Source organism: Desulfomicrobium apsheronum, assembly GCF_900114115.1.
GTDB lineage: Bacteria > Desulfobacterota > Desulfovibrionia > Desulfovibrionales > Desulfomicrobiaceae > Desulfomicrobium > Desulfomicrobium apsheronum.
The window spans coordinates 85,009-102,574 of record NZ_FORX01000009.1 but is presented as its reverse complement, the minus strand read 5'-3'; the positions used below and the strand labels follow the sequence as shown (position 1 = coordinate 102,574).

The 17,566-nt window shown below is 52.1% G+C and carries 10 protein-coding genes and 5 tRNA genes; 3 read left to right on the top strand and 12 right to left on the bottom strand.

All coding sequences use genetic code 11. The annotated features are described in order from the left end of the window. The first annotated feature begins 160 nt into the window (after positions 1-160). Positions 161-3,355: a transporter substrate-binding domain-containing protein gene (locus BMZ40_RS10345; protein ID WP_092375002.1), complete on the top strand. Its 3,195-nt coding sequence runs from the start codon at positions 161-163 to the stop codon at positions 3,353-3,355. 156 nt (positions 3,356-3,511) lie between these two features. Here the strand turns inward: BMZ40_RS10345 and BMZ40_RS10340 are convergent, their stop codons facing one another. The 8 genes from BMZ40_RS10340 to serS form a co-directional block, all read right to left on the bottom strand. Further along, positions 3,512-4,702: an ImmA/IrrE family metallo-endopeptidase gene (locus BMZ40_RS10340; RefSeq protein ID WP_177193108.1), complete on the bottom strand. Its 1,191-nt coding sequence runs from the start codon at positions 4,700-4,702 to the stop codon at positions 3,512-3,514. Next, complete coding sequence (locus BMZ40_RS10335; RefSeq protein ID WP_218143763.1) at positions 4,686-5,009, bottom strand: type II toxin-antitoxin system HigB family toxin; 324 nt, start codon at positions 5,007-5,009, stop codon at positions 4,686-4,688. The genes BMZ40_RS10340 and BMZ40_RS10335 overlap by 17 nt, the downstream gene beginning before the upstream one ends. A gap of 413 nt (positions 5,010-5,422) precedes the next feature. Next, positions 5,423-5,500, bottom strand: a tRNA-Glu gene (locus BMZ40_RS10330). 3 nt (positions 5,501-5,503) lie between these two features. Further along, positions 5,504-5,577, bottom strand: a tRNA-Gln gene (locus tag BMZ40_RS10325). Positions 5,578-5,603: 26 nt separating this feature from the next. Beyond that, positions 5,604-5,681: transfer RNA gene (locus BMZ40_RS10320), tRNA-Glu, on the bottom strand. A gap of 26 nt (positions 5,682-5,707) precedes the next feature. Continuing rightward, positions 5,708-5,783 (bottom strand) — tRNA-Glu (locus BMZ40_RS10315). A 6-nt stretch (positions 5,784-5,789) separates the two neighbouring features. Further along, a tRNA-Lys gene (locus BMZ40_RS10310) sits at positions 5,790-5,865 on the bottom strand. A gap of 52 nt (positions 5,866-5,917) precedes the next feature. After that, the gene (serS, locus tag BMZ40_RS10305) at positions 5,918-7,201 is read right to left on the bottom strand and encodes a serine--tRNA ligase (RefSeq protein WP_092374995.1); all 1,284 of its coding nucleotides are present in this window, start codon (positions 7,199-7,201) and stop codon (positions 5,918-5,920) included. A gap of 292 nt (positions 7,202-7,493) precedes the next feature. On the opposite strand from serS, the gene groES reads away from it, so the two are divergent. Continuing rightward, positions 7,494-7,784: a co-chaperone GroES gene (gene groES / locus BMZ40_RS10300; protein ID WP_092193716.1), complete on the top strand. Its 291-nt coding sequence runs from the start codon at positions 7,494-7,496 to the stop codon at positions 7,782-7,784. Between the two features lie 27 nt (positions 7,785-7,811). Next, positions 7,812-9,449 (top strand): chaperonin GroEL, encoded by a 1,638-nt coding sequence (groL, locus tag BMZ40_RS10295; protein WP_092374992.1) that lies wholly within the window; start codon positions 7,812-7,814, stop codon positions 9,447-9,449. A gap of 103 nt (positions 9,450-9,552) precedes the next feature. On the opposite strand, the gene BMZ40_RS10290 is transcribed toward groL, so the two are convergent. The 4 genes from BMZ40_RS10290 to BMZ40_RS10275 are packed head-to-tail and all read right to left on the bottom strand — an operon-like array spanning position 9,553 to position 17,561. Then, positions 9,553-12,678, bottom strand: coding sequence for a DEAD/DEAH box helicase family protein (locus BMZ40_RS10290; protein ID WP_092374990.1), 3,126 nt, complete (start codon positions 12,676-12,678; stop codon positions 9,553-9,555). An 11-nt stretch (positions 12,679-12,689) separates the two neighbouring features. Beyond that, entirely contained in the window at positions 12,690-13,364 is a 675-nt protein-coding gene (locus BMZ40_RS10285; protein ID WP_092374988.1) for a DUF4276 family protein, read from the bottom strand. Next, positions 13,357-14,478 carry an AAA family ATPase gene (locus BMZ40_RS10280; RefSeq protein WP_092374985.1) on the bottom strand — a complete coding sequence of 374 codons (1,122 nt, stop codon included), beginning with the start codon at positions 14,476-14,478 and terminating at the stop codon, positions 13,357-13,359. Before BMZ40_RS10280 ends, BMZ40_RS10285 begins: the two co-directional genes overlap by 8 nt. Next, the gene (locus BMZ40_RS10275; protein ID WP_143075595.1) at positions 14,478-17,561 is read right to left on the bottom strand and encodes a site-specific DNA-methyltransferase; all 3,084 of its coding nucleotides are present in this window, start codon (positions 17,559-17,561) and stop codon (positions 14,478-14,480) included. The genes BMZ40_RS10280 and BMZ40_RS10275 overlap by 1 nt, the downstream gene beginning before the upstream one ends. Between the last annotated feature and the right edge of the window lie 5 nt (positions 17,562-17,566).

Genomic DNA, 17,566 nt, shown 5'->3' with positions numbered 1-17,566 from the left:
AATCGTGCAAAATGTATGATTCAAGATCTACCCAGAAATTTTGAATCAAATATAGTCAAACTCAAGCCAATTTTTTCCGTATGCCTTGAGATTTTCATGGATGTAGTCCAAAAGGGCGTCTGGTCATGAAGACTGATATCCCAAGGTGTTCCGAAAAAACATGAGCGCACAAATCCTTTTTGCATCCGACGACTGGAAATATTCGGTCATGCATGCGACCGGACCGGGGCGGCACATCGCTGCACTGATCGCGTTCATGCTGTTCATCTTCGTCCTGCAAGTCCCGCGAACCGTCGAGGCATCCAAGCCGATGCCACCGGTCGTCTCGGCCGCCGAGATCGATTATCCGCCTTTTTCCATTGTTGACGACGTGGGCCGTGCAGACGGTTTTTCCGTGGAACTTATGCGGGCCGCCCTTGCGGTCATGGGGCGCGATGTCACCTTCCGTACGGGTCCCTGGAATGAAGTCAAAGGCTGGTTGGACAAGGGGGATGTGCAGGTCCTGCCGTTGGTTGGCCGCACGCCCGAGCGTGAGGAAGACTTTGATTTCACCGTGCCCTACATGTCGTTGCACGGGGCCATCGTGGTGCGTTCCGGGACGGAAGATATCCGGAATTTGGCCGATCTGAAGGGGCGGCGCGTGGCTGTCATGCAGGGCGACAACGCCGAGGAATTCCTGCGGCGAGAAGAGCGCGGGATAAAGATTCAAACCACGCCATCCTTTGAACAAGCCCTGCACGAACTGTCACGGGGGCATCACGACGCCGTGGTCGTGCAACGACTCGTGGCCTTGCGCCTCATCCCTCAAACCGGACTTGGGAATCTGGAGATTGTCGATAATTCCATCGAGGATTTCAGGCAGGATTTCTGTTTCGCCGTCAAGAAAGGCGACAGCCGCATGCTGGCCCTGCTGAACGAAGGGCTCGCCATAGTCATCGCCGACGGGACCTACCGTCGTCTTCATTCACGCTGGTTCGCCGCCCTTGAATTGCCGAAGGACCGCCGTATCATCGTGGGCGGTGATCATCAGTATCCTCCGTTCGAGTACCTGGACGAAAAGGGAAATCCAGCCGGTTTCAATGTCGAGCTTACCCGGATGATTGCCAGGGAGATGGGGCTTGATATCGAAATTCGACTCGGGCCTTGGACTGATGTGCTGCACGATCTGGAACGAGGGGAAATCGACGCTGTTCAAGGCATGTTCTATTCTGTGGAACGAGATCGTAAATTCGATTTCACCTCGCCTCACTCGGTGAATAACTATGTAGTCGTGACGCGACGTGGGGAAATTGATGCGCCGGTTTCGCTCAGTGATCTCAAAGACAAGCGCATCGCTGTCCAGAAAGGAGACGTCAGCCACGAGTATCTTCTGGAAAAAGGCCTGGAGTCTCGGATAGCCACGGTGGAGACCCAGGAAGACATGCTGCGGGAGTTGTCCGAGGGGAAATATGACTGCGCACTGGGCCCCCGCATCATCGCACTGCACATCATCAAGGCACTTGGGTTGACAAATCTGGCGCTGAGTCAAAATTCCTTTTTTGCCTTGGATTATTGCTATGCCGCGCCTAATGGCCATGCGGCGCTTCTGGCGCAGTTCAGCGAGGGGCTGCGGGTTCTGAAGGACTCCGGCGAATACCGTCGCCTCCACGAAAAATGGATGGGCGTGTACGAAGAACAAGCCCCTTCATTCGGCGCCATCCTGCGCATTCTCGCCATGGTCCTTGTGCCGCTGCTTATCCTTCTGCTCGGATTTTTTCTTTGGTCGTGGACGTTGCGTAGGCAGGTGAAAATGAGGACACGGGAACTCCGGGAGAGCGAATCCCGGTTTCGCAAACTCTTTGAACAGGTCCCTGCAATCGCCGTTCAAGGTTACGGGATGGACGGCATCGCGCGCTACTGGAACCAGGCCTCGGAAAATCTTTATGGATACAGCGCGGACGAAGCGATAGGGGCAAAACTGACCGACCTGATCATCCCGCCTGAAGTACGCAAGGACGTCGAAGCAGCCATGCGTTCCATGGCGGTAACAAAAGTCCCCACTCCCGCCAGCGAACTGACTCTCATGCGCAAGGACGGCTCCCGGGTGCTGGTCTTTTCCAGCCATGCCATCGTCGAGAAGGCGGGAGGCGAGGCTGAACTCTTTTGCGTGGACATCGACCTGACCAGCAGAAAAGAGGCCGAAGAGGCCCTGCGCAAACTCAAAAACGCCGCAGAAACCGCCAACCAGGCCAAAAGCGAATTCCTGGCCAACATGAGTCATGAGATTCGCACCCCGATCAACGGGGTCATGGGTATGCTCCAACTCATGGAAACCACGCCTCTTGATGCCGAACAGCTCACCTATGTCCAAATGGCCACAGGTGCCGCCAACCGCCTGACCAGACTCCTCTCGGACATTTTGGATCTTTCCCGGGTCGAGGCGGGCAAGATGGAAATCCGAAAGGCACCTTTTTTGATCCAGGATATCATTGATTCCGTGTCCGGACTTTTCGCTGTCACGGCCAGAAACAAGGGCGTGGCCCTGGACTGCAACCTTGCCCCGGGCATGCCGGCCGCTTTGGTCGGGGACGAGATGCGAGTGCGCCAAGTGCTCTTCAATCTGGTGGGCAACGCCCTCAAGTTCACGGAGCGCGGCAGGGTCGTGGTGGACATCGAGGCTTTACCCGCAAAGGATGACGGCACCTACAGCGTGCGTTTTTGCGTCAGGGATACAGGCATCGGCATCGCCCAGGACAGGCTTGGCGACATCTTCGAACCCTTCCGGCAGGTCGAAAACTCCTTTACCCGCAATTATCAGGGCGCGGGGCTTGGCCTGTCCATCGTGCAGCGGCTAGTCGGGCTCATGGAAGGGGAGATCAGCATTGAGAGTGCCCCTGGCGAAGGCACGAGCGTGCATGTCGTCCTGCCTTTCAAGATGGACCGCGAAAATTCGTCAAAAACCGTTGAACCCGCCGCCATCAAAACCGGCGCGGGATTCCGCGTGCTTCTGGTCGAGGACGATCCATCCAACCGGATTCCAACCCAAAAGCTGCTGGAAAAGGCCGGACACGAGGTCACCCTGGCCGAAAACGGCAGGCAGACCTTTGAACTGCTGGTCGATAACGACTTCGACTGTATCCTCATGGATATCCAGATGCCCGTGATGGATGGAATCGAAGCGACCCGCATAATCCGGGAATCCGCTACCCTTGGCCCAAAGAAGGACATCCCCATCATCGCCCTGACGGCCTACGCCATGGAGGGAGACAAGGAGAAGTTCCTGGCCGCCGGGATGAACGGACATGTGGCCAAGCCTGTCAATATCGATTCCCTCCTGCAAGGGATGACCGAAGCGATGGCAAGGCAGGGGGCTTAGGGGAGCGGGCGATCCTTGTTGGTTCACAGGACATCGAGGTTATTCTCGCGTGCCTTTCAGAGACTGGGGGGGGGCGGTTTTTTTTGTGGATTGTTTAAGGCTGCGGCGATTTTTCAAAAAGACATCCGTTCCCGTTTGTAACAAGCCCCAATTAATTCATTTTTCGAGAAAAAATTTCCGCACCTCTCGGTGTCCAACAAGTCCTGAAAGGATATCGTATCGATTTCTTTCATATCGAACACGCCCTGCGATCAACGCAGGATGAACTTCCATTTTGCTTGCCAAGTCAGTGACGTGTTCTTTGTTGGGATGTTGTACATTTGCGATTTTGGAACTTTTCCATATTTCTATTGGAACGACAGCATTTCTTGCAAGAATATTAGCTTTGTGCTCTCTTGTATCAGATGTTTGTGACTCAAAGTCATCAAGAATGAGACTATTGTCTTCTGAGAGATGCTTGATGACGTGGGCACATTCATGGAGCAACGTGAACCAATAATAGTCAATTCTGTCGTACCGCAATGTCAGCGCGACAATAGGTGTGCCGGATTGAAGAATTGCCGCGCCGTCCAGTTTTGTATGGGAGAAGTGTGGCTCAATAACCAGTTTAATTCCTTTTGAACTGAGGTATTCAACAGCCTTTATAGGTCCATCGCTAAACATGCTCAGCCTTGCCAAGCGACTTAGAAACGTCTCATCAAGATTTCGATCGTAAGTACCCGTTGTTTCGATGCGCTGCGCCTTGAGTTGGACACCCAATAGCCAGGCCTGAACAGCGTACATGTCAATATCAGTCGCGGTCCTGGAAATCCCGCATCGGTAACACGCCGTAGGCAGGCAATCAGGCTGACCAACCTGTGCCATGAGTTTGCGGACAACTTCCTCGGCTCTATCCATGAAGTCTCTCGTATCTTCAATCCAACCGCGATTGGCCATTTCCTTGATAGGAAACTGTGTCCAGTCAACATCTGCCAGACCCTCGGGTAACTTTTTGCCCGGCTCCTTCAGGAGGGTGTCTGCCGGGATGCCCAGGCCTTCATGAAGAGCGCGGATCATTTTTAGAGTCAGCTTTCTTTTGCCGGCAAGTACCTCGGATACTTTGCTCTTCGAGCCTATAAAGGGGATAAGGTCTTTTTGCTTAAGCCCTTTCTGGTCCATGACAAATTCGATAGCTTCAAGCGGAGTAGGCGGCGGGACAGGATGATTCTCATCTTCATATGCACCTATGAGAGTCCCCCAAACCTCCAGTTCATCAAGCTCAGGGCTGCCTTGCTCCGAGTCGAAAATTTCTTCGACCCGAGCCAGCGCCGCTTCGTAGTCGGCATCTGTCTTAATGGCACGGATCATCATACGGCACCTCTGCTGCTTTAATTTTGTCGTATTCGGCGTGGGTTCCAAACCATTTTACATACATTTGGCCGACCTCAAAGCGAATCCAAACTATCAGTCTGAAATTGTTTCCTTTAATATTGAAGACATACCTGGTTCCACCGATGTGGTCGGCGCTGGGGAAATCTTTTTTCAACTCCGCGTGATTCGCGTACCGTTTCTTAGAAACCAGATCATACCAAGCCAGAAGATTTCCTCTCGCTTCTGCATATTTCTCGCAGTAGCAATTTAGAGTTTTTCGACTGAGTACGTTCATGCCTGCCATCTAAAAGTTCCCATTTTTTCTGTCAAGATATTGTTCCCTTAAAGGGGAACTCCTTGGGCTTCAGATTCCGGGCCTCGTCTTTATCGACGAGTCTGCGCTGCCCTGGTTGCCGATTTGTTCACTGGAGAATCAAAATCTAATGTGCTGAAAATCAAGGAGGATGGTATTAGCTTTTCACATTGAAGGCGTGTGTTGGAGCCAGTCGCAAGTTCTCATTTTTCATGCATCTGCAAATGATCGGGGAAGGGTAGCCATTGAATACGCTGCGGTTTGGCGATTGGGGATAATTGAGAGAGGCTTGGCCGAGGAAGGGCGCCAATTCAGTGGAAACGATTTGATTTGACAAGAAAAGCGGTCCGCGTGCGGAAAAAGAAAAAGGCCTTACATCTTGCGATGTAAGGCCTTGCTTCCTTTGGCGTCCCCAAGGGGATTTGAACCCCTGTTATCGGCGTGAAAGGCCGGTGTCCTGGACCTAGCTAGACGATGGGGACAGGTGGCTGGGTGACTTAGATTCGAACTAAGATTGACGGAGTCAGAGTCCGCTGTCCTACCGTTGAACGATCACCCAACAAAAAACAAAAACAGAAAAAAAAGTGGCGTCCCCAAGGGGATTTGAACCCCTGTTATCGGCGTGAAAGGCCGGTGTCCTGGACCTAGCTAGACGATGGGGACGCAAGTTTTGCGTCGAAGAAAAAAAGTGGCGTCCCCAAGGGGGTTTGAACCCCTGTTAGCGGCGTGAGAGGCCGCCGTCCTAGGCCACTAGACGATGGGGACGCATTTTGGTGGGCCGTGAAGGGATCGAACCTTCGACTCTCTGCTTAAAAGGCAGATACTCTACCGTCTGAGTTAACGGCCCGTAAAGAGAAGACGCTTCTATAGGGGGGTACCCACCTTGTCAAGCCGGAAAGTCAGTCTTTTTTCAATTCAATTTTTTCCAGTCCGTTCATGTAAGGTCGCAGGACTTCAGGCACGAGTACCGACCCGTCGGCCTGCTGGTAGTTTTCCAGGATGGCGACCATGGTCCGGCCCACGGCCAGGCCCGATCCGTTCAGGGTATGAACCAGCCTGCTCTTCTTGGCGTCTGCGGGCTTGAAGCGGATTCCCGCCCGGCGGGCCTGAAAATCCTCGAAGTTGGAGCAGGAAGAGATTTCGCGGTATTTGTCCTGGCCGGGCAGCCAGACCTCGATGTCGTAGGTCTTGGCCGAAGAGAAGCCCAGATCCCCTGCGCACAGCGTGACCACGCGGTAGGGCAGCCCGAGCTTCTGCAGGATACTCTCGGCGTGCCCGAGGAGTTTTTCCAGTTCATTATATGAAAAGTCGGGGTGGACGAAGCGGACCAGCTCGACCTTGTCGAACTGGTGCTGGCGGATCATGCCCTTGGTGTCCTTCCCGTAGGAGCCCGCCTCGGAGCGAAAGCACGCGGTGTACGCGCAGTGGGCGATGGGCAGCGCGGATTCGGCCAGGGTCGTGTCGCGGTAGATGTTGGTCACCGGGACCTCGGCCGTGGGGATGAGGTAGTAGCTCGTGTTTTCGAGGTGGAAAAGGTCCTCTTCGAATTTGGGCAACTGCCCCGTGCCCATGAGGCTCTCGCGGTTGACGATGACCGGGGGCATGACCTCGTCGTAGCCGTTCTCAAGGGTCTGCACGTCGAGCATGAAGCTGATCAGCGCGCGCTCAAGCTTGGCGGCCCAGCCTTTGAGGATCACGAAGCGGCTGCCCGTGATCTTGGCTGCGGTCTCGAAATCGAGGCCGCCAAGGGCCGTTCCCAGCTCCCAATGCTCCTTCGGGGCGAAAGGCATGACGGGTTTCTCGCCCCAGCTGCGCACCTCCGTGTTGTCCGCCTCGTCCACGCCCTCGGGCACGGAGGCGTGCGGCACGTTGGGGATGGACATGACCCAGTCCGAGGTCTGCTGCTCGATGTCCTTGAGTTCCTCGTCCAGGGCCTTGATGCGCGTGGACATGCCGCCAAGCTCGGCCAGAAGGGCTTCGGCGTTTTCGCCGGCCTTCTTCATCCGGGCCATCTCGCCGGAGGCCTGGTTGCGGCGGGCTTTCAAGTCTTCGGCTTCAAGGAGCAGTTCGCGCCTTTTCTGGTCGATGGCCAGAAAAGGTTCAAGGTCCAGCTTGCTGCGGCGTTTGCGCAGTCCGTCTTTGACCTCGTCCGGATTTGATCTGATAAATTTAATGTCGAGCATGGGGATGTCCTTGTAGCGGTCTTGCGGTCAGCCCTTAAGCGGGCGGTGGTGGCGGTTGTGAGGCGAAATGCATAGCCTGCCTTGATCCGAATCACAAGCCGCCCGGCTTGGCGAGGAATGAATTTTTTTTTGACTTCGTCCCTTGACTTCACTGTCGCAGGGATTATTTGGGCCTCTGTCTCGCGCGGAACTTGAGTTGCATTTTCAGTTCCGCGTTTTGGCGCTCCGCCTTGCCGAGTGCCAAAAAAAATATCTACACGGAAGAAATTCTTAAACATCTTGGAGGAAAAACATGAAACTCAGACCACTGCACGACCGTATTCTGGTCAAGCGTCTCGAAGAGGAGCAGGTAACCAAAGGCGGCATCATCATCCCTGATTCCGCAAAGGAAAAGCCCATCAAGGGTGAAGTGGTTGCCGCCGGTCCGGGCAAGGTCGCCGAAGACGGAAAGCAGATCCCCATGGGCGTCAAGACTGGCGACAAGGTGATCTTCAACAAGTACGCCGGCACCGAGATCAAGATCGAAGGTGAGGAACTCCTCATCATGCGTGAAGACGACATCCTCGCTGTTATCGAAGCCTAATTTTTAAGAATTCAAGGAGACGCACACATGGCTGCTAAAATTATCAAGTTTGATGCCAAGGCCCGTGAAAAACTGAAAATCGGTGTGGACACCCTGGCCAATGCCGTCAAGGTCACCCTCGGACCCAAGGGACGCAACGTTGTCATCGAGAAGTCCTTCGGTTCCCCCATCATCACCAAGGACGGCGTGACCGTAGCCAAGGAAATCGAACTGGAAGACAAGTTCGAGAACATGGGCGCCCAGATGGTCAAGGAAGTCGCCTCCAAGACTTCCGACATCGCAGGCGACGGCACCACCACCGCCACCATCCTGGCCCAGGCCATCTTTACCGAAGGCATCAAGCTGGTTGCCGCCGGTCGTAACCCCATGTCCATCAAGCGCGGCATCGACAAGGCTGTTGAAGCCGTCATCACGAGCCTGGACAAGCTGGCCAAGCCCACCCGCGATCAGAAGGAAATTGCCCAGGTAGGCACCATTTCCGCCAATAACGACGCCACCATCGGCAACATCATTGCCGAAGCCATGGGCAAGGTCGGCAAAGAAGGCGTCATCACCGTTGAAGAAGCCAAGGGTCTGGAGACCAACCTGGACGTCGTCGAAGGCATGCAGTTCGACCGCGGCTACCTGTCCCCCTACTTCGTGACCAACCCTGACAAGATGGTCTGCGGGATGGATTCTCCGCTGATTCTGATCAACGAAAAGAAGATCTCCAACATGAAGGAACTGCTCCCCGTTCTGGAGCAGGCCGCCAAGATGGGCAAGCCCCTGGTCATCATCGCCGAAGACATCGAAGGCGAAGCCCTGGCTACCCTGGTTGTCAACAAGCTGCGTGGCACCCTGCAGGTCGTGGCCGTCAAGGCTCCCGGCTTCGGTGAGCGCCGCAAGGCCATGCTGCAGGATATCGCCATCCTGACCGGTGGCGAAGTTGTTTCCGATGACCTGGGCGTCAAGCTCGAGAGCATCGCCCTGAACCAGCTCGGTTCCGCCAAGCGCGTTGTCATCGACAAGGAAAACACCACCATCGTTGACGGTTCCGGCGAAGCCGAGGCCATCAAGGCCCGTGTGAAGCAGATCCGCAACGAAATCGAGGAGACCTCCTCCGATTACGATCGCGAAAAGCTGCAGGAGCGTCTGGCCAAGATCGTTGGCGGCGTTGCCGTGATCAATGTTGGCGCAGCCACCGAGACCGAAATGAAGGAAAAGAAGGCTCGCGTGGAAGACGCCCTGAACGCCACCCGCGCTGCCGTTGAAGAAGGCATCGTGCCTGGCGGCGGCGTCGCCCTGGTGCGCTGCCAGTCCGTCCTGGATTCCGTCAAGCCCGCCGATGACGACGAAGCCGCCGGCGTACAGGTTATCCGTCGCGCCATCGAAGAGCCCATCCGTCAGATCTGCGGCAACGCAGGTGTTGAAGGTGCCGTGGTTATCGACAAGGTCCGCAACGGCAAGGAAGACTTCGGTTACAACGCCGCTTCCGGCGAATACGAAGATCTGCTCAAGTCCGGCGTCATCGATCCCAAGAAGGTGACCCGCATTGCCCTGCAGAACGCCGCTTCCGTAGCCTCCCTGCTGCTCACCACCGAGTGCGCCATCGCAGAGAAGCCCAAGGAAGAGGCTGCTCCGGCCATGCCCGGTGGCGGCATGGGCGGCATGGGCGGCATGTACTAAGCCGTTCATATCCCAGAATGACAAAAGGGCCGGAAGCGATTCCGGCCCTTTTTTGCGTCTTATGCTGGATGATGGGGGAAGATCGTTATTTCAGTAGAAAAGATCAATATGCTTCGATTCTTTCTAGAAGCATCTTCACATACACGTCACGCTGTTCTTTCTGAAAGAGTACATTGCGTTTGTTGAACTCTAGAATGTTCCCCCCTTCAGACCACCATTTAACATCCTCGATACTCGTGCTGGAAATAATGAAGGCGTCCATGGTCACGTTGTGATCGCCCAAGCGGTTTTCAAGATTTTTGATTGTCTTGTGAAACATGATCTTGGGATCTTCGAGGCCACGGAGGCGGAGGATGCCCTTGGGGTCTATGAAGGCGATATGTTGCTTTTCATCCTGCAGTAGCCACAGGATGAAGTCCGGATAGAAATTTTCGGCCTCGAAAAAGCCGATGCCTTTTCCCCGGCTGCGATTCCTGAGTAAATAGAGTTCGCGTCCCTCAAACCAGGATTTGTGCTTTTCATAATGGGCCTTAAGATCGAGGACGAAATCTTTTTCCCCTTCGTTCAACTCCACCGGGGATATCGTGACCAATTCCGAACCGTCTTTGATATGCAGCAGTGGTGAATACAGGTGCCTTTCAAAAATGATGGGCTGTATTTTGCCGAAGCTCATGTTCGCCAGTTTCTTCTCGGCAATCGCAGTTTGGATGGCTTTAACTTCATCGATGATTTCGATGGCGGACCGGTCCACGGCAACCTTGTACGCCTCAAAGAAATTCGGGTCGTCAGGCCCAAGTTCCGCGTATTGGATGAACGGCTTTTCGTATTCATCCTTACGAAAGCCGTAATAGCGGTCACAGTATTTTTTGAGCAGGGCGATGACCACTTCCTGGCACCGGCGAATATTCGCAAAGTTCACGGGCTCGATATCGCCTTCCGGAACCAGCAGTTTAAACCATCCACCTTTGCTGACTAACTCCGGGAGAATATCCTTGGAAAGGTTGAAGTTGAACCACGAGCGTTCGTTTTTGAACCGGATCAATTCGAAATAAACGTCGTCCCAGTTGATGAAGGCCAGATGCCTGTCCGTCAGACGTCGGATCTCGTTTTTTTTGGCGTCGGCCAATCCACCACGTAGTCCCTGGGCAATGATGGCCTGGATTTTAGGATACCAATCCAGAATCAGGGGCCTGCTTGTTAGCGGCTCGGGAGGAAATTCCAGGGTCGGACGTTGCGTTGCCTTGAAATTCGCCTCATCCGAGACTTTCGGGACTTTAAGCTTGATGCGCCCAAGGTTGTTGACCACGGGCAGCATGAATTCTTCCACATCAGTGGGAAGCCCCTCGTCGGCAAGATACTCCTGAAATTGCTGCATGTAATCGGCTCGGATACCGAAGATATTGAGCGTCTCGCAGGTCTTGATGAATTGCGGAGTCTTTGGTGCCCGGACCTCGGAACTACGCTTCAGACAAAACTCGAAGCCCTTGAGCCGCACACCCCGCCCGAAGAGTTGGATAATTTCGGAACCTTCACTGCGGCCGATATTCATAAGGCCCATGGTACTCACTCGCCAGCTGTTCCAGCCCTCCGTGAATTTTTTGGAGCCAATAAGAACGTTGATGCCGCCATCATCAGCGTTAATTTTCCTGAACAGGGATTCGGAAAAATCTTTTTCCATCGTGACCAGTTGGGGGATGTCTTCGCAAAGCTTCCACAATTCCTTGGCGTCGCCGACATTGATGACGCCGAAGGGCTGGTTGCCCTCGCCGAGCTTGAGGGCGATTTCCCCGTCCCCTCCTTTGAGAAATTCCACATGCAGCTTGCCGGGCGCGGCGGTGTGGAAGACGCGCTTCAAGATGTCGTCGAACACATCTTCCGCGTGCAGTCCCTCATAATGCAGGTGGCCAAATGCCGCCGCGAAAATATTGCGCCCCTTGGGATCGGTCAGTCCGTCCTCGTGCTTGAGAATCCGGCGCAAACCTTCGATGCTTCCTGTCCTGTCCATGGTAAAGGAACTTATGAATTGCAGGATGGCAATGACATCGGAAACTTTTCGTCCACCTTCGGTGCGGACTGCCTTCACCGTCCCGCCGACAAAGACCAGAAGAGGGCAGTGGATGTTGAACGGTCGAAATTCCTGCCGCCTGTCTTCGTAAAGCCGCATTTGCTGGTAGAAACAGAGCAGGCAGGCGATAAGGTACAAATTTCTTCTGCCTTCGTCCGTGTCGTCGGACAGGTTGAGGATGCGATAGTCCTTGCCGTACCCGTCTCCGTAGAAATAGCGATAGGAGTAATCGAAAAGAATGCACTTGGCGTAGAGTTGGGTCAGTCCGGCATTGTTGGCGGCCTTGAGCGCCTGTCCGAAGGTGGCGGAGTACTCGAAGGAAAAACCTTGGGCACAGAGTCTGTTCCGTTTGTCCATCCATTCCACACCGCCGGAACCTTTGTGGCCCTCATCCACTAGGACCAAGTTGTTACCTTCAAAAGTATCAACGGCCACGGTTTTGTCACCGGATTCTTCCCTGATCTTGTGAATGTCGATAATTTCGATCAGACCCAGTTTATGGGAGATGCTTTGGCCCTTGCTGAACAGGACCGCCTGCATTTTTGATTGCGTGAATTCGTCCAAATGCTGGCGAGACAGACCCTCATTCGGGGTCAGCAGAATGATGCGATTGAGATCACGTGCCTTGCCCCGCAGCGCCAGATAGTGCCGGTACTGCAGAATGTTCACATGCATGAGCAGGGTCTTGCCGGAGCCCGTAGCATTCCAAAAGGCGAGCTTGTTCAGGTCTTCCGACCGGAACTCTTCTACCTTGTCCGCTCTGGGCAAGTCGGCGTTGAATGAGTGAAGAAATCGATTCAGTTCCGCAAGCAACGCATTCTTGTCCTGGAAATAACGGTCCAGGTAAATTTCAGCGAACAGGAGGCACAGATACTGATAATATTTGGGCGTGATGATTTTGCCGCCTCTGGACCTGGGCTCGGCGATGGCGCGCCAATGACGGACGATGTTCGCATCGTATCCGAGGAGCAATTCCTTGGTCAGGCTCGAATCCGCAGGCAAATGGCACGTCAGCATCTGTACGAATTTGCTGATGTTATCCTCGTCAAAACCTTCCAAGCTGTCAGCCTTCAGATGTCTGGAGAGGTTGCTTAAATCCGAACCTTCGAAAAGGCTGAGTGCCCACTTGGTAAGGACGAGTCGTTGATAAAAAGGGAGGGGCATGGTGTCGGGTCCTACTTTACGAGGGCTTCAAGCCGGTTGACCCAGGCATCGAAATGCGGGCAATGCTGGCGAATGGTTCTGACGCCGATTTTTTGGGCAATGGCCCTGCCCATGACGATTTTACGGTAACCAGGATACAAGGATTCTATCCGTTTGCTGGGTGCTGTTTGCGGGTGGTCGTTGATTTCTTCAGGTGTACCGCATTCTCTGAGAATGTTTGCGATCAGGTCTTCCTCGACTTGTAGCTGGCCCGCAAGTTCTGCTGGGGAGCTGAACAAAAGCGCCTCGAATTCATGAAGGCAAAAAAACGGAATGAAGCGCTTGGCAACACCAGCGTTTGGAAGTTTTGCTTCGACGGCCTTCAGGGTGCGCGCCTCGATCAATTCAGCTTTCAGGGAAGCTGCCATGCCCTTGCGGATATCGCAGACGCCAGGCCAAGCAGTATCAATGCGGAACAAATCGAACATGGTTGATACGTAAATGTCCCGCCGTTGCTTCAAGCGTTGTTCGATATCGGTCAGTGCGCGTTGAAATACAACGTGGCCACCTTTGTGCTTCGGCCTTCCGATCAGCTGTGCTTCAAGAAAAAGATTCTTGGTTGCGAGGGTCGGGGCAAGCACGTCCCGAATAAATGTTTGTTCGGTGGATCCCTCGCAGATGACCGCTACCGTGACGGGCCTATTCATGGTCCGGCCCTCCCGCCACGATATTTTTGCGCCACAGATCACCTAGGGAATATTCGTCCAGCCAGTCTTTAAATTCTTCTGGATTCAACCGGGAAAACGTCGAGGCCCCTTGTTTCCGGTTTACCACGACCACATCGTTCGGTTCAAAATGATCAACCAATGCCGGGGATTGGGTAGATACGATCAATTGTGTGCGCTTTGACGCGGCGTGCATAAGCTCTGCCAGCACGGTAATGGCGTATGGGTGCAGACCGAGTTCCGGTTCATCAATAATCAGGGTCGAAGGCGGGTCCGGCTGCAAAAGAGCCGTGGCCAAGCAGATGAAGCGGAGGGTGCCGTCGGAAAAATGGTAGGGCTGTAGTGGATAATCGGAACCTTTCTGTCGCCAGCTCAAATTGACGGTTTCTTTTTCGCCACGCTTGCGGGGTTTGAGCAAAAAATCCTGAAAAAATGGAGTGACGGTGCGAATCGTCTCCACAATTTCTGTGTACGCGCCTTTTTCTTCTTCGCGAAGGCCTAACAAAAAGGGCGCAATGTTACTTCCATCGAAACGGAAATACTCATTATCTTGAATAATTTCAGACCTGCGGACCGGAGCATTTTTGCTCGTGTCATGAAAATGATAAATGCGCCAGGAATCAATGGCATTATACACATGCCAGGAAACACTTTTTCCCCCAGCAGCGCCTAGCTTGTCTTTGTCCGCAAGAAGACCCGGTATGTGTGAATGAGTACAAATATCCCACCAAGATGCAAAATAATTTTTTTCTTCAGTAATTAGAAAATTCTCATCCGCTGTTGGAGCAATGGTAAATTTGTATTTATTTCTTCCGAATTCGAGCTGTACCTTAAGCTCTGAGGTGACTTTGGGGCCATTGAATAAAAAATCATCAATGCCACCGCCCATTTCAAAATAGGTGCTCAAATTTGAAGATTTAGGCTCAGGCAAGCTCATTTCCATCATGGCTCGAAGCATGCGAAACATGTCAATGAAGTTACTCTTTCCAGCTCCATTCCCACCGATTAGAATATTTAAATCTTTCAGTTTGAAATCCTTGAGAGACCGAATGGACTTGAAACCTTCGATGGTAATTTTGTCGAGTTTGCTATCCATTATACATCCTCCACGTCGAACATGAGGCGTTTGAATTCTTCCTCGGTCAAACGGACTTTCCAAGTTTCGTCAGCACGTTTGAGGTTTTCCAAATTGTTGTCGCCGTTGACGTAGATGAGGTGGAATTCCGTGTCGCGGGGATTAAACTCCTGCTTGCGGAAAAATTCATCAAGCTGGACGTTGTTGACCTTGGTCGTGTTGCGCCAAATAATTAGAACTTTTTCACCTTCCGGATTGATGCCTTCAATCACTTCGATGCCCCGAATGACGTTGCGGCGGATGACGTTCAGACCAAGTAGATAGTTGAAGGTCTCCACCAGGTCCACGGGGCGGGTTCTGGTTTCGCCTGCGCTTCCGGTGGCGATTTTGAGCGTGTAGTTCCACGGATCGGTAAAGGTGTCCACATTGAGAAGGGAAGCGCTGCCTTCGGCCTCAAGATCCATCATGTACGAAAGCATGTACTCTTCTTTCAGGGACGGGGTGTCCGCAAGTAGAGAAAGTTGCGCAGGGGTGCGCTTGAGAACAAGGTTGTTCAGAGTGTCCTCGTAGGATTCAAGTCGCAGGTATTTGCAGCAGTGGGATACGCCGGTGTGTCTAGTTGTAGGCTTGCCGTCTTTCCAGGAATCACAATAGACAACTTTAGCCATGCGGAGTTTGAGAACTGTGTCGAAATGTTCGCCCATTTCAATAAGGATATACTTTTGCTTCCCGTCATTTTCACGGTTAATGTTGATGACAGCATGTCCCGTTGTACCAGATCCTGCAAAATAATCGATTATTATTGTGTTGCTCGATGATAGGTAACTAACAATTCTTTGGATATCTTTTACATCTTTGGGATTTTCAAATGATCTGTCCCCAATAACGGCTAAAAAATTCTCATAAGTTGACTGTGCATAACTCCAGAAAACGCTACCCATAACTTGTGTAGTACTTTCAAATAAGTAATAAATAATTCCTGGAACTGTTTTTTCGTCTTGGCCAAATGCTATTTTCCCTTTTTGATATTCTTCCCAAAATCGTTTTGAAGTAGAATATCGCCAGCCACTTTTAGGGGATTTAACAGTTCGTCTTGTTTGAGGATGTAGTATTTCGTATTTTGGGCCACCTTTTCCTGGCCAATTAATATTTCCATCGTCTCGATAAGGCCCACGTTGAGATATTTTTTGAAACTTTGACAGAATAGATTTTGTTTCAGGGTCTTTAATTGTCTGGATATACTTTTTCCATTCGGATTTTACGTGTTCAGTATCTTGATTTTTCTTTATGATTGAGTTGAATTTTTTTTTCGCATCTTCTATTCCTGGTTTAACTTCACGTAGCGTAATATTCAATTCTGAAATATATGTTCTATCTTTAGCGTATATTGTCATATATTCATGTCCGACAGAGAATAATTTTGCGTCATTTTTCCTGTTTCTGTCCCATACTAAATTTGCAATATGGTTATTGTCGCCATGAACAATGTCAAGTAATGAATTTATGTTAGAGAATTCGATGTCATCAATAGATACGACAGAAAATCCATCTTGTGACAACATATAGGATGCAAGTATTGCTCTGTCTTTAATTAAAGATAGCCAACTTGAGTGTTTATATGAATCTTTGTAGGCAAATCCATCACCGCCTGTGTTGTATGGCGGGTCGATGTATGCACATTTGATTTTATCTTTGTATCGTTTTTGTAGTATGTTTAGTGCTTGGAAATTTTCTGAATGAATCAGGAGACCATCACTCTGGTCATCGAGAGCATCGATACTCCCAAGGAGCCTTGTCCTGAACTTTGGATCGAAGAAACAAGTATCCAGTACGAGTTTGTCATGAGCTTTCAAAAACTCTACGGACAGCGGCGTGGAATAACCTGGTGTCATCAATTCCTTCTTGATTTCATCAATAGCGAATAACCTCACCCATTCTTCCCGCTGCGCATCATTCGCCGCAATTTCCGGATACAGTTCTTCCGGCACTCGATCCAATGTGATGAGGTAGTTCGTCTCGACAACGAATTTTTTCTTCAGCCACAGCTTTTTCTGAAAATTCTCGATCTGTTCCAGGAAACGGATGATCTTGTGCGCGATGCGTCGCAGGACGCGGATTTGCGTCAATTGGGCTTCCACATGCGCGGATGCCTGGTTTTCGATGTCGTCCAGGAAAAGAACCTCATTTTTGATGTAGAAATCCAGTTCCCGGCGCAGGAATCCGCCCAGGTCCTTGTGGATGAAATAATCAAAGGTGTTGCGGGTCGTGTAGATGTTGAGGTGCTTTTCCAGGCAGCTTCGTCCGTTGTCCTCCTGGGCCAGCAAACGCACCCATTCCACGAAGGCGGCATTGCCCAGGATGGTCTTGACGGCGGCTTCGTTCAAACTCTTTTGGTTCTGCTTTTTGGCCGTCGGCTTGTACTCGAAGCGGATGACCAGTTCGCCGTTTTCCTCCAGCATGGGCGTGTCGTCGCACAGCATGAAACGACGTTCCTTGCCTTCCTGTGCCTTGTTGTTGGCGACTTCCGTATCGGCGTCCACCAGCTTGAAATGGACTCGCTTGCGGGTGTCTTCCTGATCTTCAGTCGGAGCCTCTCCGATCATAAATGCGTAATCCCGGAAGTTTTCGGCGCTTTTGATGTAGTATTGATCCGCGTTGGCCCAGTGCAGTTTGACCTCTTCTCCCTCATAAGGGATGGCGTATACGTCCTTCTTGTAGCGGCGCAGGGATAGAAAATCGCCGTCTTTGTAGTAGCGACGAAAGAAATTGTAGAGGTGAGAATAAATTTCATTTTCCGCTGCTGACGAGTCCCCATAGGTGGCCAATTGCTCGCGCAGTTTTTGCACCTTGGACAATTGCTCCGGGTCTGCGCCAAGCTCCCGCGCCTGTTTGATTGTCGCATTCAGCTCTACCTGCACACTTTCGCCTGAATTGATCGTGGACAATTCTTTTCGAACCTGCGGCAAGAGATCATTTTCCAGAAATGCCGACACGTCTTTGCGCTTCTGGTTCATGATACGGTAAATGCCGAAATCCAGGTCCGGACGGTCCATTTGAAAAAGCTCCCGAAGGAGCGTGGCAAGGCGGTTGAAATTCTCGGTCATGAACT

Excerpts from the sequence above, each read along its gene's own strand:
- BMZ40_RS10345 (WP_092375002.1), top strand. The coding sequence starts at position 161 with ATGAGCGCACAAATCCTTTTTGCATCCGACGACTGGAAATATTCGGTC.
- BMZ40_RS10290 (WP_092374990.1), bottom strand. The coding sequence starts at position 12,678 with ATGCCCCTCCCTTTTTATCAACGACTCGTCCTTACCAAGTGGGCACTC.
- BMZ40_RS10275 (WP_143075595.1), bottom strand. The coding sequence starts at position 17,561 with ATGACCGAGAATTTCAACCGCCTTGCCACGCTCCTTCGGGAGCTTTTT.
- BMZ40_RS10280 (WP_092374985.1), bottom strand. The coding sequence starts at position 14,478 with ATGGATAGCAAACTCGACAAAATTACCATCGAAGGTTTCAAGTCCATT.
- groL (WP_092374992.1), top strand. The coding sequence starts at position 7,812 with ATGGCTGCTAAAATTATCAAGTTTGATGCCAAGGCCCGTGAAAAACTG.
- groES (WP_092193716.1), top strand. The coding sequence starts at position 7,494 with ATGAAACTCAGACCACTGCACGACCGTATTCTGGTCAAGCGTCTCGAA.
- BMZ40_RS10340 (WP_177193108.1), bottom strand. The coding sequence starts at position 4,702 with ATGATCCGTGCCATTAAGACAGATGCCGACTACGAAGCGGCGCTGGCT.
- BMZ40_RS10285 (WP_092374988.1), bottom strand. The coding sequence starts at position 13,364 with ATGAATAGGCCCGTCACGGTAGCGGTCATCTGCGAGGGATCCACCGAA.
- BMZ40_RS10335 (WP_218143763.1), bottom strand. The coding sequence starts at position 5,009 with ATGGCAGGCATGAACGTACTCAGTCGAAAAACTCTAAATTGCTACTGC.
- serS (WP_092374995.1), bottom strand. The coding sequence starts at position 7,201 with ATGCTCGACATTAAATTTATCAGATCAAATCCGGACGAGGTCAAAGAC.